The sequence below is a fragment of the Caulobacter sp. GW821-FHT09H08 genome, from assembly GCF_059415885.1.
Genome location: NZ_JBWKOC010000002.1, coordinates 632880 through 653447, shown reverse-complemented (window position 1 = coordinate 653447; position 20568 = coordinate 632880). Strand labels below are relative to the sequence as shown.

Below are 20568 nucleotides of genomic sequence, written 5' to 3'. Positions count from 1 at the left end.
GAACAGTTTGGACTTAGTGCGACAGGAACAGGGAAGGCCCGTCGCTGTTCAGCAGCGTGCGGGTCGTGCCCCCGAAGATGAACTCCTGCAGCCTGGGATGACCGAACGCACCAGCCACAAGGAGGTTCGCGCCGGTGTCCTTCGCCGCGCCCAGCAACAGGCCAGCAGCGTCGCCGTTGCCTTCCAGAAGCTTCACCGTAGCCTTCACGCCGCGTGCGGCCAGGAACTCGACCAGGCGATCCAGCTCGAAAGCGCGCGACGAGGCGCCGGGCGCGCCGGCGATGATCACCGAGCCGGCCTTCTGCAGAAGCGGCAGTGAAGTTCGCATGGCCCGGCTGGCCTCCTTGCCGCCGTCCCAGGCGACCAGGGCCACGCCGTCGACCTTGAAGCCCGGACGGGCCACCAGGGTCGGGCGCTGCTCGTCGGCGACCAGTTGCTGGAAGGACTCCGCCAGCGGTCCCTTGCCACGCGCCGAGGCGTCGTCGAACACGATGACGTCGGACAGCCGACCTTCCATCGCCAGGCCCGCCCAGACGGGAGAATCCAGACTGACGACACGCGTGCGCGGATAGCCGGTCTGTGCGGCCAGCTTGCCGACGGCGCGCGCGCCTTCCAGCGCGGCTTCCTTCAAGCTTTCCAGCGCGGTGACCTGCACGCCGCCCATGAACCCTTCGCCCATCCAGGGCATCAGGTCGGCCATGTCGGCCGGCGCGTGGACACAAGCCAGTTCGGCCTCGAAGGCGCCCGCGAGGGCCGCGGCGGAGGTCAAGACGCCCTGGTCGTTCGGCGTTCCGGCCAGCGGAACCATAATTCTCGCCCAACTCATGATCGAACTCCCTTGAAGGGCATTTCCACAGATGACGGCGACGGCCACATTGATCTTTCTCAATCCATAGGCCAGTCAACCACCTTCACCATAAGGAACGATCTCGTGGCCAAAGGGCTGCATAAGGGCGGACCGCCCCGCGCGTGGCAAAGGATGCTCTCCGGACGTCGGCTCGACCTGCTCGATCCGTCGCCGATGGACATCGAGATCGAGGATATCGCCCATGGCCTGGCCCGCGTCGCGCGCTGGAACGGCCAGACGATCGGCGACCACGGTTTCTCGGTGGCCCAGCACAGCTTGGTGGTCGAGGAGATCGCGGCCCACATCAAACCGGACCTGGAGCCCAAGTGGCGTCTGGCCGCGCTGCTGCACGACGCCAGCGAATATGTGATCGGCGACATGATCAGCCCGTTCAAGGCGGCGCTGGGGGTGAGCTACAAGGATTTCGAGGCTAGGCTGGAGGACGCCATCCACATTCGCTTCGGACTGCCGGTGAAGACTCCCGCCCCGATCAAGAAACTGATCAAGCAAGCCGACCGCGCCTGCGCCTTCTTCGAGGCCACGCAGTTGGCCGGCTTCGAGCATGCCGAGTCCCTGGCGATCTTCGGCGCGCCGCCGGCCGGCTACGATCTGCGCATCACCCCCCAGCCGCCTTTCGAGGCCCAGGCGCGCTATGTGCAGCGGTTCCACGTCCTTTCGCGCGCGGCGGGCTACGAGTCCGCCCCCGGCGCGGCGTTCGAGACCGAATGAGCATCTCGGTCGTCATCGGTCTGTCGGCGGTGGTCGTGGCGATCCGCGACGGCGAGACCGTCGTGCTGACCGTGCGACCGCACGACGCCGTCACGGATGTAGCCTCGCCGCTCTCGGGCCTGCCGTTCGGCCCGTTCGATCCGGAAGCGCACCGCACCTTCGAACTGGGCCTGCGGGCCTTCGTGACCGAGCAGACGCGGTTCCAGCTGGGCTATGTCGAGCAGCTCTACACCTTCGGCGACAAGGGTCGCGACGCCCCGCGCGCCGAGGTCGGGGCCGGCGCGGCGCGCGTGGTCTCGGTCGGCTATCTGGGCCTGACGCCCAAGGCTGTCGACACCGACGCCCCGGACACGGCCTGGGCGCCGTGGACGCGGTTCTTCCCCTGGGAAGACTGGCGCGCGGGCCGCCCCGCGCTGCTGGACGAGGCCATCGCCCCTGCCCTGCGCCGCTGGGCCGGCGACGACTCCGCCAAGTGGTCCCGGGCGCGCTTGGCCTTCGCGTTGGACGGCGCGCCGTGGAACGAAGAACGGGTGCTGGAGCGCTACGAGCTGCTCTACGAGGCCGGCCTGGCCCCTGAAGCCGCCCGTGACCGGGCCCGCGCCGACGGCCACGCTCCGGCCGAACCCGCCGCCCTGTCGGCGGCTCTGGGCGAGCCGATGATCTCGGATCACCGTCGCATCCTGGCTACGGGCCTGTCGCGCCTGCGCGGCAAGATCAAGTACCGCCCGGTCGTGTTCGAGCTGACGCCCGAGGAGTTCACCCTCTCGACCCTGCAGCGCACCGTGGAGGCCATCGCCGGCGTGCCGTTGCACAAGCAGAACTTCCGCCGCGTGGTCGAGCGCGAGGAACTGGTCGAGGGCCTGGGTCGCCTGGACGCCGAAACCGGTGGTCGCCCCGCCGAGCTGTTCCGTTTCCGCCGCGAGATGCTGGCGACGCGCCAGGCCACCGGCCTCTCCCTGCCGCTGCTGCGGGACTGAAGGCTTCTTTGGATTGAAGGCAGGGCGAGGTTCGCCCTAAGCTCGCCTCAAGATGGCGAAACGAAACGTCCTGATCGCGACAATCGCCGCCGTGCTGCTGGCCGGCGTGGGCGTCGGCCTTTGGCTCTATGTCGGCCGCGACGTCGAGACCGAGGCGGTCGAACAGTCGCACGATGACGCGCTGCAGATCGCGGGCGCCAAGATCGCCATCCAGAACCGCTTCCCGGACGCCCAGGTCACCTACGGCAAGACCTTCGTCCATTGGGACGGCGAGGTACCGTCGGTCTGTGGCCGGGTCGATATCGTCGAGGAGCAGGACTCGTTCGACGGCGAGGAGCGCTATGTCTTCTCGTCGGGCGCCCTGACCGTCGAGGAAGCCGATGGCACCGACGCCATCGAGCAGAAGTGGTCGGACGTCTGCCAATAGCGGCCCGTCAGGAACCGCCCTCTTCGGCTTCCACCCGCGCCCGCCACTTGGCCTTCAGCGTATGCGAGGTGTCGCGGGAGCCGTCGGGGCTCCAGCCCGGCGGGCCGAACACGTAGCCCAGCGCGTCACGCGGCGACTTGGAGCCGGCCACGTCCTTGCCGATGCCAATCCACTCGTGGAAGACGTTGTGCAGGATGTTGAAATTGCCGAGGTTCTTCACCGTTCCATAGCGGCAGGGCTCTTCGTCGACCTCGGGGATGAAGGTGCCGAACATACGGTCCCAGATGATCAGGATGCCGGCGTAGTTGGCGTCCAGATAGCGGGCGTTGCGGGCGTGGTGCACGCGGTGATGCGAAGGCGTGTTGAACACCGCCTCGAACCAGCGTGGCATGCGCTTGATCACCTCGGTGTGGATCCAGAACTGGTAGACGAGGCTGATGCCCTTCTGGATGGCCACCATGGCCGGCGGGAAGCCCAGGAACGACAGCGGCAGCCAAAGGAGCCAGGTGCCGGCCACGCCGCCGGTCCAGGTCTGACGCAGAGCGGTCGACAGGTTGTAGTGGGTCGAGGTGTGGTGATTGGCGTGGCTGGCCCACCAGACACGGCGCTCGTGGGCAATGCGGTGAAACCAGTAGTAGGTCAGGTCCTCCAGCAGGAAGACGGCGACCCAGGCCCAGATGGCGGTCATCGGGATCGTGAAGATCCGATGCTGATAGACCCAGACCGTGATGGCGAAGATCACCCCGCCCAGCAGCGCGCCGGCGATGGTGCTGCCCAGGCCCATCGACAACGACATGGCCGTGTCGCGGGTCTCGTAGTTGGCCTTGGCCTTGCCGAAACGGCCCAGCAGGATTTCCAGGATAACGGCCAGCACGAAGAACGGGATGGCCATCTGGACGGGGTCGAACGAGGCTTTCAGCATCAGGCGAGCTCTTTCGGCGGCCAGACGTCGTCATTGACGGCGAAGATGGGACGGGCGTCGGCAAGGCGTACTGTGAGCCGGCCGTTGGTCGGTTTGAGGGCGGCGATGCTGCTCCACGGCAGGTCGCGGGCGACATAGCCATCGCCACGGCGGTAGAGCACCAGCGCCAGCGCCCCTTCGCGGGCGATGACCGCGGCGCCGTCGGCGGCGATCCAGACGGCGTCCGGCCTATGATCCGGGAATTCGAGATCGAGCAGGGCCTTGGCCGACTCGGCGTCGAGCGGCGGCGTCGATCGCGCCACCCCCAGCCACGCCGCGAACCCCACAAGCAAAGCCACGGCGACCACGGAGCCGCCCAACTGAATCAACAGCGCCTTGTCCAAGACCGACGCATCCCCCCGTAACTTATTGCTGTTAAGTTTGACGAGCGGAACGACGGCGTCAAGCTGTCACGACGTCGCCACGAACGCGAACGGCGCGCCCCGTCGGGAGCGCGCCGTCCTCAAGTTTCGAAGTACCGCCTGCTTAGAAGTGGCGAACGTAGCCCACCGACACCGTGTCGGAGTTCAGGTCGCTCTTGGTGTATTCGGACTTGGTGTAGTCCGCGCGAAGGCCGTTCTTGTCGTCGAACTTGTACTCGGCGCCGACGCCGTAGTTCCAGCTTTCGCGGCTGCCGTTGAACTGGGTGGCGGCCGGATTGGACGTCTTGAACTTGGTCGAGCCATAACCGACGCGGCCGAGGATATCGAGGTTCGGGGTCACCGGCAGATAGCCCACGGCATAGCCGGCGACCTGGTGCTCCATCTTCACATTCGCCGGACCGCCCGGCGTATAGACCTTGTCGCCATCGACGCCGCCGGCGACCTCGGCCTCGACACCGAAATTAGGCGTAAGCTTGGCGCCGGCGCGACCTTGAATAGCGCCGGTATCCGCGCCCTTCGTCCGAGTTTGATTGTAATTCAACGAACCATAGGCGTCGGTCGAATTTTGAGCCTGTGCATAGAGCGGAGCCGCGAGGACCGAACCGGCGACCAGGGTAGCGGTGATGAGAGTCTTCATTCTTGTACTCCAATTCTACTCGTAGTCTTCAGCTCCCTCAGCCAGCCCGTGGTAGGCGGATAACGCGGCGGGCATGGGGCGGTTCACGGCCCGGTTTGAGGCCGTTGCGTGTCGTTGCCGAAAAGCCGCAGTGGTCGTGGAGTGATGACGGAGGCGTCATCCATGCTATCTACGGGTTCAAACAAGCGTCAGAACGCGGACTCATCGAGGTCCGTGCGTATCATCGGGACCGTCGCCTTGCCGCAAGCCGTCATCGCCGCCACGGGGCTGTACACTCCGCCCTTCGCCATTTCGAACACCGAGCTGGTCGAGGCCTTCAACGCCTTCGTCGAGCGGTTCAACGCCGCCAATGCCGACGCCATCGCGGCCGGCGACGTGGTCGCCCTGGCGCCCTCCTCGCCCGAGTTCATCGAGAAGGCCTCGGGCATCAAGTCGCGCTTCGTGATGAACAAGGACGGCATCATCGATCCGGACCTGATGCGGCCGATCCTGCCCGAGCGTTCGAACGACGAGCTGTCGATCCTGGCCGAGATGGCGGTCGAGGCGGCCAAGCAGGCGATCGCACGTTGGGGCAAGCCGGTCAGCGAGATCGGCGCGGTGATCTGCGCCGCCTCGAACATGCAGCGCCCCTACCCGGCCATGGCCATCGAGATCCAGCAGGCCCTGGGCATCGACGGCTTCGCCTTCGACATGAACGTCGCCTGCTCGTCGGCCACCTTCGGCATCAAGACCGCCGCCGACTTCGTCACGACCGGCAGCGCCAAGGCCGTGCTGATGGTCAATCCCGAGATCTGCTCGGGCCACCTGAACTTCAAGGACCGCGACAGCCACTTCATCTTCGGCGACGTGGCCACGGCCGTGATCGTCGAGGACGCCGATCAGGCGACCGACGGCTGGGAAATCCTGGGCACGCGCCTGAAGACCCAGTTCTCCAACAACATCCGTAACAACTTCGGCTTCCTCAACCGCGCCGCGCCGGAAGGCGAAGGCGCGCGCGACAAGCTGTTCGTGCAGGAAGGCCGCAAGGTGTTCCGTGAGGTGGTGCCGATGGTCAGCGAGATGATCGTCGAGCATGCCGGCGACCTGGGCATCGATCCGCACGGCCTCAAGCGCCTGTGGCTGCACCAGGCCAACATCAACATGAACGAGATGATCGGCCGCAAGGTGCTGGGCCGCGACCCAACGTCGGAAGAGAACGTCATCATCCTGGACGAGTACGCCAACACCAGCTCGGCCGGCTCGATCATCGCCTTCCACACCGCCAACGACGACTTCGCCTCGGGCGAGACGGGGCTAATCTGCAGTTTCGGCGCGGGCTACTCGGCGGGCACAGTGTTCGTGCGCAAGCGCTAGGTTCCACCTATCATCAAAGATCAAAGCGCCGCGCCAGAAGGCGCGGGGCTTTTTCATGTCTCACGGCTTCGGATGCGTCGCCTTCCAGTCCATCGCGCGACGGACGCGAACGCCCACGGCCGGGTGATCGTAGAACAGAACCTCCTCGACCTTGGACGGCGTCGCCGCCCGATACTCGATGGTCTTCACCAGAGCCTTGGCCAGGCCGTCCGGCTCGTTGAAGTGGACCAGGCTGAAGCGGTCGGCGTCGCTTTCGACCTCGCGGATCAGGGTGTTGGTGATCGGCCCGCCCAGCAGCCCCAGCACGGCCAGGATGACCGCCAGCACCGGCAGGCCAGCCGGGTCGGCGACGCTGGTCACGCCCTTGGCGTTCAAGAGCGCCGCGAACCACGGGAACGTCCGGTCGACGATGAAGAAGGCCACGACCGCCAGCACCGCGAAGATGCCCGTGATCCACAGGCTGTGCTGATGAGCGTAGTGGCCCATCTCGTGGCCGACGACGCCGCGCACCTCGGCGATATCCGCCCCTTTCTTGAACATGGTGTCGCTCATCGCGATGCGCGCCGAGCCGCCCAGGCCCGAGACGTTGGCGGTGTAGGCGTTGGACTGCTTGGAGCCGTCGTAGACGAAGATCTTGTCGTGCGGCACGCCGACCGCCTTGGCCATGGCCACCACCTCGTCGCGCACCGGACCGGCCGGCGCGGGCGTGTACTTGTTGAACAGCGGCTCGATGAAGGTCGGCGAAATCAGCATGCCGAACACGATCGTCGCCGCGGTCAGGCCGCCGGCCCACAGCCACCACAGCTTCCGCGCCTTGCGGATCAACAGGTACAGCAGCGCCAGGAAGATCGCGGTGAACACGACCGAGATGGCCGTGCCCATCAGGTTCTCCTTGAACCAGCCGCCGAACGCCTGGTCGGTCAGGCCGTACTGCTTTTCGCGCCACCAGTTGGCGTAGACCGACCACGGCAGCTCCAGCAGCCAGCTGACGGCGACATAGACGGAAGCCACCAGCAGGCTGGCCAGGAACGGCCGCCCCTTCTTGCGCTCGACGCCCTGCTGGACCTTCACCAGCACGCCGGTGCGGATGATGAGCCAGGCGGCGACGAGCGAGACCAGGAAGCCCCAGAGCAGCAGCCAGTGGCCGCCTTGGGTGTAGTGCTGCGCCTTGACGTGCGCTTCCGGCGGCAATTGCGCCAGATAGGCGGCCGTGGCGGCCGCCGGATCGAATTTGGACATGTCCCTCTCCCCGGAGATGTGCGCGGGAGCAGGCCCCGAGTCCGGGAACGGCGTCAGCTTAATTCGTCGTCACGGTCCGTGGACGGCGAAACACGGCAACGTTCGGGCTGGCGAACGGCGCGCGCGCGTATAGAAAAGGCGAGTTGTTTCGCCCAAAGGTCTTTCCGATGCGATTCCCTGCCCGCCGCGCCGTTCTTTCCGGTCTCGGCCTTGCCCTGCTCGCCGCCTGCGGCAAGAAACCGGACGCGAATGTCAGCGCCTGGGATCGGATCAAGGCTTCGGGCAAGTTGCGGGTCGGCCTGGAAGGCACCTATCCGCCTTTCAACTTCCAGGACAAGGACGGCCAGCTGGCCGGCTTTGAAGTCGACTTCGCCAAGGCCCTGGCCGCTCAGCTGGGCCTGAAGGCCGAGTTCAGCCCCGCGCCGTTCGCCGGCCTGCTGGGCTCGCTCGAATCGGGCCGCGTGGACGTCGTGATCAACCAGATCACCATCACCCCCGACCGCCAGGTCAAATACGACTTCTCCGAGCCCTACACGGTCTCGGGCATCCAGATCATCACGGTGAAGGGCAAGACGGGCGTCACCAAGCCCGAGGACCTGGCCGGCAAGAAGGTCGGCGTCGGCCTCGGCACCAACTACGAGCAGTGGATCCGCGCCAATGTCCCCGGCGCCGACGTGCGCACCTATGACGACGACCCCACCAAGTACCAGGACCTCAAGGCCGGCCGCACCGACGCGGTGCTGAACGACCGCCTGGTCGCCGCCGACTTCGTGAAGACCTCACCGGAATTCGTCGCCTCTGGCCCGCCGTTCGCGGCCCAAGGCTCGGGCGTGGCCATGAAGAAAGATCCGGGCCTGAAGGTCGTGATCGACCAGGCTATCGACGCCCTGCGCAAGAGCGGCGACCTGGCCTCGATCTCGCAGCAGTGGTTCGGCATGGACGTGACCCGCTAGGCTCATGGAAACCGGTCTGGACCTGCTGCGCCAGTCGGCGCCCCTGCTGCTGAAGGGCGCCGGCTACACCGTCCTGCTTAGCGTCATCGGCATGGGCCTGGGCGTCGTCCTGGGCTTTGGCCTGGCCTTGATGCGCCTTTCGCGGAGCCCGCTGCTGCGTTGGCCCGCCGCCGTCTACGTCTCGGCTTTTCGGGGCACGCCGCTCTTGGTGCAGCTGTTCCTGATCTACTACGGCCTGCCGCAGTTCGGGATCGAAATGCCGCCCCTGCTGGCAGCCGGCATCGGCTTCTCACTGAACGTTGCGGCCTACAGCTGCGAGATCCTGCGCAGCGCCATCGACGCCATCGACAAGGGCCAGTGGGAAGCCGCCAGCGTGCTGGGCATGAGCCGCGGCCAGGCCCTGCGCCGGATCATCCTGCCGCAAGCCGCCCGCACGGCCCTGGCGCCGCTATCCAACAGCTTCATCGGCCTGGTGAAGGACACCTCCCTGGCCGCCACCATCCAAGTGCCGGAGCTGTTCCGCCAGGCCCAGCTGATCACCGCCCGCACCTATGAGATCTTCACGATGTATCTGGCCGCGGCGGCCATCTACTGGATCCTCTCCACCGTGCTGGCGGCCGTGCAAAGCGGGTTGGAACGCCGCGCCGCGGAGGGCCGCCGATGAGCGCGATTGACGCCAAGGGCATCAAGAAGAGCTATGGCGAAACCCCAGTCCTGGCGGGCGTCGACCTGAATGTCGTCCCCGGCGAGGTGGTGGCGATCATCGGTCCCAGCGGCTCGGGCAAGAGCACCCTGCTCCGCTGCCTGGCCGGCCTGGAGCCGATCAACGCCGGCGACCTGACCATCGCGGGCGTCGTCGAGGGCGGCAAGGTTCCGCTGGCCAAGGCGCTGAACGGGCGGGTCGGGTTCGTCTTCCAGAACTTCAACCTGTTCCCGCACAAGACGGCGCTGGAGAACGTGATCGAGGGTCCCGTGGTCGTCCGCAAGGCCGATCCCGCTCAAGCTCGCGCCAAGGGCTTGGCCCTGCTGGAAAAGGTCGGTCTCGGCGGTCGCGCCGACGCCCATCCGGCCGCGCTGTCGGGCGGTCAACAGCAACGCTGCGCCATCGCCCGCGCCCTGGCCATGGACCCGGAAGTCATCCTGTTCGACGAGCCGACCTCGGCCCTCGACCCGGAACTGGTCGGCGAAGTGCTGGCCGTGATCCGCGATCTGGCCGCCGAAAAACGGACCATGGTCATCGTCACCCACCAGATGGATTTCGCGCGAGATGTCGCCGACCGCACGATTTTCATGGACGGCGGCGTGATCGTGGAGCAAGGACCTTCTCGTCAGCTCCTTGCCTCCCCACGTGAGGAGCGGACGCGTCGGTTCCTGGCCAGATCGGGTGTGCTCCAGCCATAATTTGGCCCACGGGACGCTTCACCTCGTGGTCTCGCGCGTCAGGCGAATGCGTAGGCGGCCTCGCCGCTCACACGTGCTTTAACTATTGAATCCAAAGCCCTGCGCCGGGTGGCTTTTATGGCGAGGACAGCGTGAAGCCTTATATCGAACTCAAGGGCGCCTCGGGCGCCGTCTATCGCTACAAGCTGGCCGAGAGTGGTGATCCCAACACCACGATCGCCGGCAACTACGTGTACGTCGACTCCAAGGGAGCCGTCGTCTACGCGGGCGAGGCCAACAACCTGATCGACTCCAAGGCGCGTTGGTCGGAGGCCTATTCGCGTCATGGCGCGACGTGGCTCTACACGCGCCTGAACGTTTCGGGCGCTTCGCGGGCCGACGAATATTCCGACATCGTGATCGCGCTGCAGCCGGTCATGAACAAGGCCGACTAATCGGTCGCCGATAGGTCCCATTGAGGGCTCTACGCGGGCGCGCGGGACCGGCTATGGTCCCGCCACATGCGCCCGGAGATTCTCTTTCCTCTGTTCACCTCGGTGTCCACGCTCAAGGGCGTGGGCCCGCGCGTCGCGCCGTTGGTCGAGAAGCTGGCCGGGCCGATCGTGCGGGACGTGCTGTTCACGGCGCCGACCGGCCTGATCCGGCGCAGCGTGACCACGGTCGACCAGGCCGTGGAGGGCCAGGTCCATACCTTCGTGGTCACCATCGACCAGCACCAGCCGCCGCATCGCCTGGGCCATCCCTGGAAGATCCGCGCCTGGGACGGGACCGGTTTCCTGACCCTGATCTGGTTCAAGGGCCACGGCCCGCACCTAGAGCGCCAACACCCGAAGGGCGCGCGGCGTGCGGTCAGCGGCAAGGTAGAGCGACCGGACGGCTACGCCTCCGAACTCCAGATCGCCCATCCCGACTACATTGTCGACGAAGCGCGCGCGGCCGACATCCCCGAGATCGAGACCGTCTATCCGGCCACGCAAGGCCTTCCCTCGCGCACCTTCCGCAAGTTCACCCTGGAAGCGCTGGACCGCGCAGCGGACTTGCCCGAATGGCAGGACGCCGCCTGGCGCCAGCGCGAGAAGCTGCCGGGCTGGCGTGAGGCCCTGGCGGCAGTCCACGCGCCGGCCAGCGAGGCCGAGCTCTCGCCGCTGTGCCGTCCGCGGCGGCGCCTGGCCTATGACGAGCTGCTGGCCCACCAACTGGCGCTGGCTCAGCGCAAGGCGTCACGGCGCTCCACGCCAGGTCCGCGCATTCCGGCCGGACCGCTGTCGGAGACCGCCGAGAAGGCCCTGCCCTTCAGGCTGACCGGCGCCCAGATCCGCGCGCTGTCGGAGATCCGAGGCGACCTCGCTTCCGGCGAGCGGATGAGCCGCCTGCTGCAGGGTGACGTCGGTTCGGGCAAGACCGTGGTGGCGATGCTGGCCATGGCCGATGTCGCCAGCGGCGGCCTGCAATCGGCCCTCATGGCTCCGACGGAAATCCTGGCCCGTCAGCACTTCGAGACGATCGCCGCGCCGCTGGAGGCGCTGGGCCTGTCGGTGGTCCTGCTGACGGGACGCGACAAGGGCGCCGGCCGTGCGACCAAGCTGAAGGGCCTGGCGGACGGGACGCACCACATCGCCGTGGGCACCCACGCCCTCTTCCAGGACGACGTGGCCTTCAAGGCCCTGGCCCTGACGATCATCGACGAACAGCACCGCTTCGGCGTCAACGAGCGGCGGCGGCTTCAAGACAAGGGCGAAGGCGTCCATCTTCTGGCGATGTCCGCCACGCCGATCCCGCGCACCCTGGAGCTGACTGTCTTCGGCGACCTCGACGTCTCGCGCATCGACGAGAAGCCACCGGGCCGCACGCCCGTCGCCACCCGCGCCGCGCCCACGCCGCGCGTGCCCGAGATCGTCGACCGCCTGCGCTCGGCTATCGCCGCCGGCGCCCAGGCCTTCTGGATCTGCCCGCTGGTCTCAGAGTCCGACAAAGTCGACCTGCGCGCCGCCGAGGATCGCGCCGCCGATCTGGCCCGACATCTGCCCGGGGTCGGCCTGGTCCACGGCCAGATGCCGGTCGCCGAGAAGGACGCCGTCATGCAGCGCTTCGTCGATGGCGAGGTCAGCGTGCTGGTGGCCACTACGGTGGTCGAGGTCGGGGTCAACGTCCCCAACGCCAGCATCATGGTCATTGAACACGCCGACCGCTTCGGCCTGGCTCAGCTGCACCAGCTGCGCGGTCGCGTCGGCCGGGGCACGCGGGAGAGCTCCTGCGTGCTGCTCTACGACCCGCCGCTGTCGGAAGTAGCCCAACAGCGCCTCGACATTCTACGTCGTAGCGACGACGGCTTCGAGATCGCCGAGAAGGACCTGGAGCTGCGCGGCGGCGGCGATCCGCTGGGCCTCAAGCAGAGCGGCTTCCCGGCCTATCGCCTGGCCGATCCGGTAGCGCACCGCGACCTGATCGCCGTGGCGGCGGACGACGCTCGCCTGATCCTGGCGCGCGACCCCGACCTGACCTCGCCGCGCGGCCAGGCCCTGCGGATGTTGCAGGAGCTGTTCGACTGGAAGCCCGCCTCGCCGCTGAACGAAGCGGGCTAGCAGGAGCCGCCGATGCCCGACATCTACGATCCGACCTTCGTGAAGGCCGTCTTCGATCGGTGCTCGGGCAAGTACATCGCCTTCAGCTTCATCTGCTCGTTCGGCTTCACCGAGCGCTGGCGCAAGCAGTGCGTCGCCGCCCTGCCGGAACCGCTGACCAGCACGCCGACGGGCTACGACCTGATGGCCGGCACGGGCGAGGTCTGGCCACATCTGCTTCGGCGCTTTCCAGATCTGGCGTCGATCACCGCCGTCGACATCTCGTCGGGCATGCACCAGCGCGCCCTGGAGCGGCTGCATCGCCATCGCGCCCACAAGATCACCTTCGTCGAGGACGACGTGCTGGACAGCGCTCTGCCGGAGGCCGGCGCGGACTTCGTGATCTCGACCTTCGGCCTGAAGACCTTCGCGCCCGAGCAACATCGGCGACTGGCCAAGCTGATCGCCCGCAGCCTGCGCTCCGACGGCGTCTTCTCGCTGATCGAGGCGTCGGACCCGAAGGGCTGGGTCCTGCGGCCGCTCTACCTGTTCCACCTCAAGGTCGTGCTGCCGCTGATCGAGCGGATCTTCCTGGCCGGCGCCCAGGACTTCACGATGATCGGGACCTACAGCACCAATTTCGGCGACGCCTCGGCCTTCGGCGACATGCTGCGCGCCGAAGGCCTCGAGGTCGAGTTCAAGCGCTGCTTCTTCGGCTGCGCGACCCTGGTGGCGGGCCGCAAGCCGGCCTAGTGCGCCGCCGCGCCCTTGCGGTGATGCCAGAGGTGCATGACGCCAGCGAGCACGCCGCCAATCACCAGACCGACCACGGCCGAGCCGAGGGCAAAAGCCAGCCAGCCGGTCAGGGCGCCGACGCCCGGTGCCTGGCCCGCCCAATGCGAGAAACCCTCGACCCAGGTCGGCACCGGCGTCAGGTGGAAGTGTTCCAGGCCATGCACGATGATGCCGCCGCCGACCCACAGCATGGCCGCCGTGCCGATCACGGTCAGAGCTTCCATGGTGTAGGGCATGGCCTTGACCAGGCCGCGCCCGAAACCGGCGACTCCCTTCGATTTGCGCTTGGCCAGATGCAGGCCGATGTCGTCCATCTTCACGATCAGGGCCACGACGCCGTAGACGCCGATGGTCAGCAGCACGCCGACCAAGGCCAGGGCGCCGGCCTGGATCGGCAGCGGCTTGCCCGAGACGTCGGCCAGGGCGATGGCCATGATCTCGGCCGACAGGATGAAGTCCGTGCGGATGGCGCCCGTCACCTTCTCCTTCTCGAGCTCGGGTCCGCTGAGCGCCAGCTCCTCGATCGCCTCGCCCTCGGACTCCGGCGTGAAGGCCTCCAGGACCTTCTCGGTCGCCTCAAATGCCAGATAGGCGCCGCCGAGCATGAGGAGCGGCGTCACGGCCCAGGGCGCGAAGGCGCTGAGCAGCAGGGCGCCGGGCAGGAGAAACAGCAGCTTGTTGCGCAGCGAGCCCAGCGCAATCTTCCAGACGATCGGCAGCTCGCGGTCAGGCGTGAAGCCCATGGCGTAGCCCGGCGTCACGGCCGCATCGTCAACCACAACGCCCACGGCCTTGGTTCCGGCCTTGCCGGCTGCGCCGGCGACGTCGTCCAGGGAGGCGGCGGCGATCTTGGTGATGCCGGCGACGTCATCGAGCAGCGCGGCGAGACCGGAGGGCATGGGAGATCCTGAACAGCCAGAGTTGGGCCCTCTTTGCGTAAGGCGCGCCGGGCTCGCCGTAAAGGTTGGAGGGCCTTGCATGACGCTGGGTGAGGGTTGGAAGCTCTCGCCATGGACGTCGTCGCCGCCCTTGATCGCCTCGCCCCGCGCCTGTCGCCGACCGCGACTGGAGCGGCGAACGCTCGCCGCCTGTCGGGCGGCGCCAGCCTGGAGACCTGGGCCTTCGACCTGGATGACGGCGCGCCGCTGATCCTGCGTCGTCGGCCCGACGGCGCGGCGATGCGCGAGACGGCCCTGCCCTTGGCCTCCGAGGCCGCCCTGATACGCGCCGCCGATCAGGGCGGTGCGCCGGCGCCCAGCGTGGTTCATGTCTGCGCGCCCGACGACGGCCTCGGCGAGGCCTATGTCATGCGCCGCCTGGAGGGCGAGACCCTGGGTCGCCGGATCGTCCGCGACGAGGCCTTCGCCGGCGTGCGGCCCGGCCTTGCGCGACGGTGCGGCGAGGTCTTGGCGCGCATCCACGCCGTTCCGACCGGGGGCCTGCCGCCGCTGGCGACCTCCGACGCGCGCGGCGAGCTGGCGCGCTACGAGGCGATCTATCGCGAGCTGGGCGCGCGCCGGCCGATCCTGGAGGCCGCTTTCCGCTGGCTGGAGCGCGCCGCGCCCTCCCCGCCTGAGCGGCCCGTCCTGGTCCACGGCGACTTCCGGAACGGCAATCTGATGATCCATCCGGAGCAAGGCCTGGTCGGCGTTCTGGACTGGGAGCTGGCTCATCTGGGTGACCCGGCCGAGGACCTTGGCTGGATCTGCGTCAACTCCTGGCGTTTCGGCGACTGGAAGAAGCCTGTCGGCGGTTTCGGCGAATATGCGGACCTGCTGGCCGGTTATGGAAACGGCGTCACGCTGGAGCGCGTGCGGTTCTGGCAGGCGCTCGGCTCGCTGAAATGGGGCGTCATGTGCCTGATGATGTACCAGAGCTTCGCCACGGGCGCTGACCGCTCCATCGAGCGCGCCATGATCGGCCGGCGGACCAGCGAGACCGAGATCGACCTCGTCGCCCTGATGGAGGCCGCATGATCAGCCATCCGACCGCCGCCGAGTTGTCAGAGGCCGTCGCCGCGTTCGAGGCCGAGATCGCTGCGCCCGGCGATGCTCGCCATGCCTTCCTCGCCCGCGTGACCGACAACGCCCGCGCCACCCTGGCCCGCGAGGCCGAGCACAGCGCCCGCCTCGAGGCGGAAGCGATCGCACGATTGCAGGCCCTGCTCGGTAAGAGCGGCGACTACGCCGCGCTCAACGCCGAACTCTGCGAAGACCTGCGCGACGGGCGGCTTGATCCGCTGGACCCGATCGTGCTGGCCCACCTGCGCGCCACGGCCATCGGCCAGGTCGCCATCGACCAGCCCACCTACGGCGGGCTAGCGGCCTTGCTCGGCGCCGGTCACCACGGGCGCGGCGGCTAGGGGACGACCGGTCATGTCGACGACCCGCGCCTGGGCGTCGGCCTCCAGGTCGGCATAGAACAGGTTGTAGGCGTCGACCTTGCGCCGGTCGGCCCAAGAACCGGTGTCGCGCAGCGAGCTCGACTTCGGCTTGCTGGTGCGCAGGACGCCTTCCTCGCACCGCGCCGCCACCTGCCGCTGCAGAAACGCCGGCCGGGCGCCCCATTCCAGGCCGGTGGCGTTGGCTGCGCCCAGGTTCAGCCGGGCCGGCGCCTTCTCCAGCGAGACGCCGCCCAGCAGAGGGTTGAAACAAAGTGGCGCACGGCGCTCCAGATTGACCAGCTGGTCGGCCGCGTCCCAGACCAACGAGCGCCCCATCACCGCCTGAGCGCCCTGGAAGTCGCCCTCCGGGACCGAGATCCAGGCGGCGACGCAGCCTGTCTCGCCTTTGCGATCGCAGGCGGGCGTCGGCGCGTCGGAAGCGTACTCGTCGGCGGGGACCGGCGTCTCGATCAGATAGACAGCGACCAGGCGGCGCTTGAGCTCGGGCTTGGTGGCGATTTCCTCGCGCAGCAACCGCGCGGCAAGGGAGCCCCCCTGCTCCACGCCGACGATGATGAACGGCCGGTCGTGGTTGTAGCGGACCAGGAAGGCGGCGAAGGCCTGCTTCACATCGCCATAGGCGAACCGCCGCGCCTCGCGGGCGTCGTCGCGCAGGGTCAGATAGGTGTAGAGGCTGGCCTGGCGATAGCGCGGCGCGAACACGCGGCCGACGCGGTCGAACGGCCCCGCATAGTTCGGGATCACCACCCGCGACAGGAACCGCTGGGCCTTGGGCTGGTCGATGCCGCCATTCCAGTCGCGCCCGCCGTCGAAGGTGGTCGGATGGACGAAAAAGACGTCGACCGGATGGTCCGCCGGCGCGACGCCTTCGGGGTCCCTAGGCAGCAGCGCCCACGAGTCCCGCTTGCCATAGTCCGGCGCGGGCGGCGGGTGGTAGGTCAGGAACGGGATCTTGGGATCCAGCGCGTTGCTGAGGATGTCGTAGCGCCAGATGAAGGCGGCCGACAGGATCAGCGCCAGGAACAGCACGACGCCCGTGAAGATCCAGCGCTTGAAGCCTTTGAACTGACCCATGCGACCTTCGGTACACCAAGGCCTGATCCGCTTTAATCCCCTTTCTTAGGCGCCTTCCTGACCGATGATCGCCACGGAACAGACGTTGCTGGCCGGCGCGCCACCCAGGTTGTGGGTCATGCCGAAGACCGGGTTCGAGAGCTGGCGCTCGCCGGCGCGGCCCTGGAGCTGCAGGTACATCTCGTAGAGCATCCGCAGGCCCGAAGCGCCGATCGGGTGGCCGAAGCACTTGAGGCCGCCATCGATCTGGCACGGCACCCCGCCGTCGGCGTCGTAGAAGCCGTCCAGCACGTCGCGCCATCCCTGGCCCTCGGGTGAGATGAACAGGTCCTCCATCGTCACCAACTCGGTGACCGAGAAGCAGTCGTGCACCTCCATCATCGAGATCTGCTCGCGCGGGCGCTCGATGCCCGCCTCGCGGTAAGCCTTGCCGGCGGCGATGCGAGCGGTGTGGAAATGGCTGCCGTCCCAGCCATTGTACTGGCTCTCGTAGCCATTTGAGACCGACAGCTGCAGGGCCTTAACGGTGACGAGGTCGTGCTTGCCGAGGCTGCGGGCGATCTCGGGCGTGGTGACGATGGCCGCCGCCGCGCCGTCCGAGACGCCGCAGCAGTCGAACAGGCCCAATGGCTCGGCGATCATTGGGGCGTTCAGGGCCTGTTCGGCGGTGATCGGCTTGCGAAGGTGAGCCTTGGGGTTCTTGGCGCCATTGGCGTGGCTCTTGACCGAGACATGGGCGATGGCGCGCTTCAGGTCGTCCTTGGAGACGCCGTGCTTGGCGCGGTAGGCGCTGGCCAGCTGGGCGAAGTTGCCGGGAGCCGAGCCGTTGGGCATGACCTGCGGGCCGAGTGTGCCGGGATTGGCGACCGGCAGCCCGCCATAGCCGGTGTCCTTCAGCTTCTCGACACCGACGGCCAGGGCGATATCGGCCGCGCCAGCCGCTACGGCGTAGACCGCGCCCCGGAAGGCTTCCGAGCCCGAGGCGCAGAAGTTCTCGACCCGGGTGACGGCGATGTTGGGCAGGCGCAGGGCGATCGACAGCGGCGTGCCGCCCTTGCCCGAGCCGATCTCGTCGATGTGCGTCGAGAACCAGGCCGCGTCCAGCTGGGTCTGATCGATGCCGGCGTCCCGCATGGCCTCCAGATAGGCCTCGACCATCAGGTCGTCGGGGCCGGCGTCCCAGCGCTCGCCGAACTTCGAACAGCCCATCCCGAGGATAGCGACCTTATCCCGGATACCCTGCGGCATGATCGGTCTCCCTATTCGGCGGCTTGAGCGGTGTTGGCGGAAATGGCGGCGCGGTCGGGCGTGGCCTTCCAGAAGTAGCGGACGAAGCCGCGCTTCTCGTCGACCTCCTTGATGCGGAACACCATCCGCACCGGCAGGCCGGTCTCGACGTCGCCCGGCGCGACGTCGGTGATGTCCATCATGATCCGCCCGCCGCCCTCGAACACGATCATGCCGTAGTGGTTAGGCGGGGCCATGGAGAAGGTCAGGTGGTCGGCCGAGTAGCTGAGCACCGAGGCCCTCCGCTCGGCGAAGCGGTACGGCTCCTGGGTGTCGACGGCGGGGTTGTTGGGCGCAACGGAGATGCGGGTGCGCGGGAACTGGACGACGCCGGTCTCGCGGCAGCGGCCGCCGACCAGGCCCAGGATCATGTCCTCGTTGCGATACAGCGTGGTCAGGGCCGTCTTGTTGTCCTTCTCGGCCCGCATGCCCTTGTCCCACTCGACCAGGCCGTTGAAGGTCAGGAACTTCAGGTAGTTGGTCTCTTCCTGACGATCGGCCAGCGAGCCGGTGACGCCGCGCGCGGGGCGTTGGCCCTGTCCAGTAGCGCGGAAGACCAGGGCCTCGGCGCCCTGGCCGAACTGAGCGACCAGGATCACTTCACCGGCCTTGGCCTGCTCCAGGGCATGGGCCAGCATGATCGGCCCGTGCGCGCAGCCGGCCTCCCCCATCACGGCGGCGAGGTTGTCGCGGACGGCCTCGGGCTTGATGCCGACGGAGTTGGCCAGGGTCGCGGCCATGCCGGTGAAGGTCGATGGGAAGCAGAAATGATCGACGTCGGAGGCGCTTAGTCCGGCGACTTCAAGGGCCTTGCGGATCGCCGGCGGGACAAGCTTGACGATGCCCTCATCGCGGATCCAGCGCTCTTCCCAGTAATAGTCGAAACCGCCGTCATCGCCGCGGAAGTGGTCGACGAAGTCGTCAGTGACACTGCCGCGCCCCAGCAACTCGGCCGCGCCGGGGCCGCCGGAGACCACGAACGCCGCCGCGCCGTCGCCGAAGTCCAGCTCCTGGGCCGAAACCGCGCGGGCCCTGCGATGCTCGCCGACCGCCACCAGCGAGGTCCCGCCTGCCGCCAGGGCCTGGCCAAGGGCCGTCAGGCCGCAGCGTTGCGAGCCGGTGACATCGCTGGCGGTGATCGACTTCTCAAGGGTCAGGGCCGCCGAGACGATGCCCGCGTTCAGCCGATCGGCGAACGGCGCGGTCGTAGAGGCGAAATAGAGGCTGTCGATCTGGGAGCGGTCGTCGTCGGGACCCAGGGCGTCGCGGGCCGCCTCGACCGCCATGGTCAGGGCGTCCTCGTCCCAGTTGGCCATGGACCGCTCGCCCTTGCCCTTGGCCTTCAGGTTCGGGGCGACCCAGGCATTGGCCTCGGTCACGGCCTTGCGGCTCAGACGAAGACGGGGCGCGTATGCTCCCCAGGCGGCGATGCCGGCCATTTCACGCTCCCTGCCTGTCGGGTGGACCCGACTTATCGGCGTTCAGCTTACGCTCGCGGAAATGGACGGCAACCGTGCCCTGACGTCAGCGCCCAGGCCTTAGCGGAAAGGGTCTTCCGTGTTCAGATAGCCCGCCACGTAGTCGGCGACGCCGTCCTCCAGCGCGGTCATCGGCGCGTTGTAGCCGGCGGCCCGCAGGCGGCTCATGTCGGCCTGGGTGTAGTACTGGTACTTGCCGCGCAGCACCTCCGGCATGTCGATGTACGAGATGTCCGGCTCGCGGTTCACCGCCCGGAACGTCGCTTCGGCCAGGTCGCGGAACGAGCGGGCGTGGCCCGAGCCCAGGTTGAAGATCCCGTTCACCGCCGAGCTCTTGGCCAGCCAGGCGATCACGTCGACCACATCGCGGACATAGACGAAGTCGCGCAGCTGGCCGCCATCCTCGTAGTCCGGATGGTGCGACTTGAAGAGCTTCACGCCCTCGCCGGCGGCGATGCGCGGCCAGATCTGGGCCACGACCGACTTCATGCCGGCCTTGTGGTCCTCGTTGGGGCCATAGACGTTGAAGAACTTCAGCCCCGCCCACTGGGCCGGGGCGTGGCCGCGATGGGCCTCGCGCACGGCGTAGATGTCGAACAGGGCCTTGGACCAGCCATAGGCGTTCAGCGGCCGCAGGGCGTGCAGCGAACCCAGGTCGTCCTTGCCCTCGAACCCCAGGGTTCCGTCGCCATAGGTCGCGGCCGACGAGGCGTAGATCAGCCGCTTGCCGTGCTCGGCGCACCAGTCCCACAGGTCGCGCGACAGCACGAAGTTGGACTGCACGATCTTGTCCGCGTCCTGTTCGGTCGTCGAGGACACCGCGCCCATGTGGACGACCAGTTCGACGTCCTTGCCCTTGCGCGCCAACCAGTCGGTCAGTTGCTCCGGCGCGACGAAGTCGGCGATCGGGTGTTTGGCGATGTTGCGCCACTTGCCGCTGGCCGCATCGCGCAGACGATCGCAGACGACGACGTCGAGGGTCGGGTCTTCACAGAGCCGCGCGACGACGTTGGAGCCGATGAAGCCCGCGCCGCCGGTGACGAGAACGATGCGTCGGGTCAT

General features: G+C 67.7%; 22 protein-coding genes. 12 read left to right on the top strand and 10 right to left on the bottom strand.

All coding sequences use genetic code 11. The features are described from left to right. Window positions 1-13 precede the first annotated feature (13 nt). On the bottom strand, window positions 14-826 hold the full coding sequence (locus AC07NN_RS08075) for a universal stress protein (protein ID WP_494639339.1): 813 nt from the start codon (window positions 824-826) through the stop codon (window positions 14-16). A gap of 105 nt (window positions 827-931) precedes the next feature. On the opposite strand from AC07NN_RS08075, the gene AC07NN_RS08070 reads away from it, so the two are divergent. From AC07NN_RS08070 to AC07NN_RS08060, 3 genes are read left to right on the top strand one after another with little or no spacing between them, the layout of a single operon-like run. After that, window positions 932-1576 carry a YfbR-like 5'-deoxynucleotidase gene (locus AC07NN_RS08070; RefSeq protein ID WP_494639337.1) on the top strand — a complete coding sequence of 215 codons (645 nt, stop codon included), beginning with the start codon at window positions 932-934 and terminating at the stop codon, window positions 1574-1576. Next, window positions 1573-2553: an NUDIX hydrolase gene (locus tag AC07NN_RS08065; protein ID WP_494639335.1), complete on the top strand. Its 981-nt coding sequence runs from the start codon at window positions 1573-1575 to the stop codon at window positions 2551-2553. Before AC07NN_RS08070 ends, AC07NN_RS08065 begins: the two co-directional genes overlap by 4 nt. Window positions 2554-2605: 52 nt before the next feature. Next, a complete protein-coding gene (locus AC07NN_RS08060) occupies window positions 2606-2980 on the top strand; it encodes a hypothetical protein (RefSeq protein WP_494639333.1) in 375 nt (124 codons plus the stop codon). A gap of 7 nt (window positions 2981-2987) precedes the next feature. Here the strand turns inward: AC07NN_RS08060 and AC07NN_RS08055 are convergent, their stop codons facing one another. From AC07NN_RS08055 to AC07NN_RS08045, 3 genes are all read right to left on the bottom strand, one after another. Beyond that, window positions 2988-3902, bottom strand: coding sequence for a sterol desaturase family protein (locus AC07NN_RS08055; RefSeq protein WP_494639331.1), 915 nt, complete (start codon window positions 3900-3902; stop codon window positions 2988-2990). Continuing rightward, window positions 3902-4285, bottom strand: coding sequence for a hypothetical protein (locus AC07NN_RS08050; RefSeq protein ID WP_494639329.1), 384 nt, complete (start codon window positions 4283-4285; stop codon window positions 3902-3904). The genes AC07NN_RS08055 and AC07NN_RS08050 overlap by 1 nt, the downstream gene beginning before the upstream one ends. Before the next feature lie 142 nt (window positions 4286-4427). Next, complete coding sequence (locus AC07NN_RS08045) at window positions 4428-4961, bottom strand: porin family protein (protein ID WP_494639327.1); 534 nt, start codon at window positions 4959-4961, stop codon at window positions 4428-4430. A 237-nt stretch (window positions 4962-5198) separates the two neighbouring features. Here AC07NN_RS08045 and AC07NN_RS08040 point away from each other — a divergent pair, with 237 nt between their 5' ends. Continuing rightward, entirely contained in the window at window positions 5199-6314 is a 1116-nt protein-coding gene (locus AC07NN_RS08040) for a beta-ketoacyl-ACP synthase III (protein WP_494640034.1), read from the top strand. Window positions 6315-6374: 60 nt separating this feature from the next. On the opposite strand, the gene AC07NN_RS08035 is transcribed toward AC07NN_RS08040, so the two are convergent. Next, window positions 6375-7553, bottom strand: a complete 1179-nt coding sequence (locus tag AC07NN_RS08035) for a M48 family metallopeptidase (RefSeq protein ID WP_494639325.1) — start codon at window positions 7551-7553, stop codon at window positions 6375-6377. 167 nt (window positions 7554-7720) lie between these two features. Between AC07NN_RS08035 and tcyJ the strand changes: the two genes are divergently transcribed. The 6 genes from tcyJ (at window position 7721) to AC07NN_RS08005 (ending at window position 13221) form a co-directional block, all read left to right on the top strand. Then, window positions 7721-8506, top strand: a complete 786-nt coding sequence (tcyJ, locus tag AC07NN_RS08030; RefSeq protein ID WP_494639323.1) for a cystine ABC transporter substrate-binding protein — start codon at window positions 7721-7723, stop codon at window positions 8504-8506. A 4-nt stretch (window positions 8507-8510) separates the two neighbouring features. After that, complete coding sequence (gene tcyL, locus AC07NN_RS08025) at window positions 8511-9170, top strand: cystine ABC transporter permease (protein ID WP_494639321.1); 660 nt, start codon at window positions 8511-8513, stop codon at window positions 9168-9170. After that, window positions 9167-9907, top strand: a complete 741-nt coding sequence (locus tag AC07NN_RS08020; RefSeq protein ID WP_494639319.1) for an amino acid ABC transporter ATP-binding protein — start codon at window positions 9167-9169, stop codon at window positions 9905-9907. The genes tcyL and AC07NN_RS08020 overlap by 4 nt, the downstream gene beginning before the upstream one ends. A 131-nt stretch (window positions 9908-10038) precedes the next feature. Beyond that, entirely contained in the window at window positions 10039-10341 is a 303-nt protein-coding gene (locus AC07NN_RS08015) for a hypothetical protein (protein ID WP_494639317.1), read from the top strand. Window positions 10342-10407: 66 nt separating this feature from the next. Then, on the top strand, window positions 10408-12489 hold the full coding sequence (gene recG, locus AC07NN_RS08010) for an ATP-dependent DNA helicase RecG (protein ID WP_494639315.1): 2082 nt from the start codon (window positions 10408-10410) through the stop codon (window positions 12487-12489). 12 nt (window positions 12490-12501) lie between these two features. Then, the gene (locus AC07NN_RS08005; protein ID WP_494639313.1) at window positions 12502-13221 is read left to right on the top strand and encodes a class I SAM-dependent methyltransferase; all 720 of its coding nucleotides are present in this window, start codon (window positions 12502-12504) and stop codon (window positions 13219-13221) included. Here the strand turns inward: AC07NN_RS08005 and AC07NN_RS08000 are convergent. Next, window positions 13218-14162, bottom strand: a complete 945-nt coding sequence (locus AC07NN_RS08000; protein ID WP_494639311.1) for a DUF808 domain-containing protein — start codon at window positions 14160-14162, stop codon at window positions 13218-13220. The genes AC07NN_RS08005 and AC07NN_RS08000 overlap by 4 nt on opposite strands. 111 nt (window positions 14163-14273) lie before the next feature. On the opposite strand from AC07NN_RS08000, the gene AC07NN_RS07995 reads away from it, so the two are divergent. Then, window positions 14274-15239 (top strand): phosphotransferase family protein, encoded by a 966-nt coding sequence (locus tag AC07NN_RS07995; protein ID WP_494639309.1) that lies wholly within the window; start codon window positions 14274-14276, stop codon window positions 15237-15239. After that, window positions 15236-15625 (top strand): DUF6285 domain-containing protein, encoded by a 390-nt coding sequence (locus AC07NN_RS07990; protein ID WP_494639307.1) that lies wholly within the window; start codon window positions 15236-15238, stop codon window positions 15623-15625. Before AC07NN_RS07995 ends, AC07NN_RS07990 begins: the two co-directional genes overlap by 4 nt. Here AC07NN_RS07990 and AC07NN_RS07985 read toward each other — a convergent pair. The 4 genes from AC07NN_RS07985 to rfaD all read right to left on the bottom strand — a co-directional run bounded on the left by AC07NN_RS07985 (window position 15581) and on the right by rfaD (window position 20568). Continuing rightward, window positions 15581-16741 (bottom strand): DUF3089 domain-containing protein, encoded by a 1161-nt coding sequence (locus AC07NN_RS07985; RefSeq protein WP_494639304.1) that lies wholly within the window; start codon window positions 16739-16741, stop codon window positions 15581-15583. The two genes, AC07NN_RS07990 and AC07NN_RS07985, sit on opposite strands and share 45 nt — an antisense overlap. A gap of 45 nt (window positions 16742-16786) precedes the next feature. Next, entirely contained in the window at window positions 16787-17989 is a 1203-nt protein-coding gene (locus tag AC07NN_RS07980; RefSeq protein ID WP_494639302.1) for an acetyl-CoA acetyltransferase, read from the bottom strand. A gap of 11 nt (window positions 17990-18000) precedes the next feature. After that, the gene (locus AC07NN_RS07975; RefSeq protein ID WP_494639299.1) at window positions 18001-19467 is read right to left on the bottom strand and encodes an OB-fold domain-containing protein; all 1467 of its coding nucleotides are present in this window, start codon (window positions 19465-19467) and stop codon (window positions 18001-18003) included. Window positions 19468-19566: 99 nt separating this feature from the next. Then, window positions 19567-20568 (bottom strand): ADP-glyceromanno-heptose 6-epimerase, encoded by a 1002-nt coding sequence (gene rfaD, locus AC07NN_RS07970; RefSeq protein ID WP_494639297.1) that lies wholly within the window; start codon window positions 20566-20568, stop codon window positions 19567-19569.

What these genes read in the sequence shown, in the direction of transcription:
- AC07NN_RS07995 (WP_494639309.1), top strand. Translation starts at nt 14,274, where the DNA reads ATGGACGTCGTCGCCGCCCTTGATCGCCTCGCCCCGCGCCTGTCGCCG.
- AC07NN_RS08060 (WP_494639333.1), top strand. Translation starts at nt 2,606, where the DNA reads ATGGCGAAACGAAACGTCCTGATCGCGACAATCGCCGCCGTGCTGCTG.
- AC07NN_RS07985 (WP_494639304.1), bottom strand. Translation starts at nt 16,741, where the DNA reads ATGGGTCAGTTCAAAGGCTTCAAGCGCTGGATCTTCACGGGCGTCGTG.
- AC07NN_RS08055 (WP_494639331.1), bottom strand. Translation starts at nt 3,902, where the DNA reads ATGCTGAAAGCCTCGTTCGACCCCGTCCAGATGGCCATCCCGTTCTTC.
- AC07NN_RS08035 (WP_494639325.1), bottom strand. Translation starts at nt 7,553, where the DNA reads ATGTCCAAATTCGATCCGGCGGCCGCCACGGCCGCCTATCTGGCGCAA.
- AC07NN_RS08005 (WP_494639313.1), top strand. Translation starts at nt 12,502, where the DNA reads ATGCCCGACATCTACGATCCGACCTTCGTGAAGGCCGTCTTCGATCGG.
- AC07NN_RS07980 (WP_494639302.1), bottom strand. Translation starts at nt 17,989, where the DNA reads ATGCCGCAGGGTATCCGGGATAAGGTCGCTATCCTCGGGATGGGCTGT.
- AC07NN_RS08000 (WP_494639311.1), bottom strand. Translation starts at nt 14,162, where the DNA reads ATGCCCTCCGGTCTCGCCGCGCTGCTCGATGACGTCGCCGGCATCACC.
- AC07NN_RS07990 (WP_494639307.1), top strand. Translation starts at nt 15,236, where the DNA reads ATGATCAGCCATCCGACCGCCGCCGAGTTGTCAGAGGCCGTCGCCGCG.
- AC07NN_RS08065 (WP_494639335.1), top strand. Translation starts at nt 1,573, where the DNA reads ATGAGCATCTCGGTCGTCATCGGTCTGTCGGCGGTGGTCGTGGCGATC.
- tcyJ (WP_494639323.1), top strand. Translation starts at nt 7,721, where the DNA reads ATGCGATTCCCTGCCCGCCGCGCCGTTCTTTCCGGTCTCGGCCTTGCC.
- recG (WP_494639315.1), top strand. Translation starts at nt 10,408, where the DNA reads ATGCGCCCGGAGATTCTCTTTCCTCTGTTCACCTCGGTGTCCACGCTC.
- AC07NN_RS08020 (WP_494639319.1), top strand. Translation starts at nt 9,167, where the DNA reads ATGAGCGCGATTGACGCCAAGGGCATCAAGAAGAGCTATGGCGAAACC.
- tcyL (WP_494639321.1), top strand. Translation starts at nt 8,511, where the DNA reads ATGGAAACCGGTCTGGACCTGCTGCGCCAGTCGGCGCCCCTGCTGCTG.
- AC07NN_RS08045 (WP_494639327.1), bottom strand. Translation starts at nt 4,961, where the DNA reads ATGAAGACTCTCATCACCGCTACCCTGGTCGCCGGTTCGGTCCTCGCG.
- AC07NN_RS07975 (WP_494639299.1), bottom strand. Translation starts at nt 19,467, where the DNA reads ATGGCCGGCATCGCCGCCTGGGGAGCATACGCGCCCCGTCTTCGTCTG.
- AC07NN_RS08075 (WP_494639339.1), bottom strand. Translation starts at nt 826, where the DNA reads ATGAGTTGGGCGAGAATTATGGTTCCGCTGGCCGGAACGCCGAACGAC.
- rfaD (WP_494639297.1), bottom strand. Translation starts at nt 20,568, where the DNA reads ATGACCCGACGCATCGTTCTCGTCACCGGCGGCGCGGGCTTCATCGGC.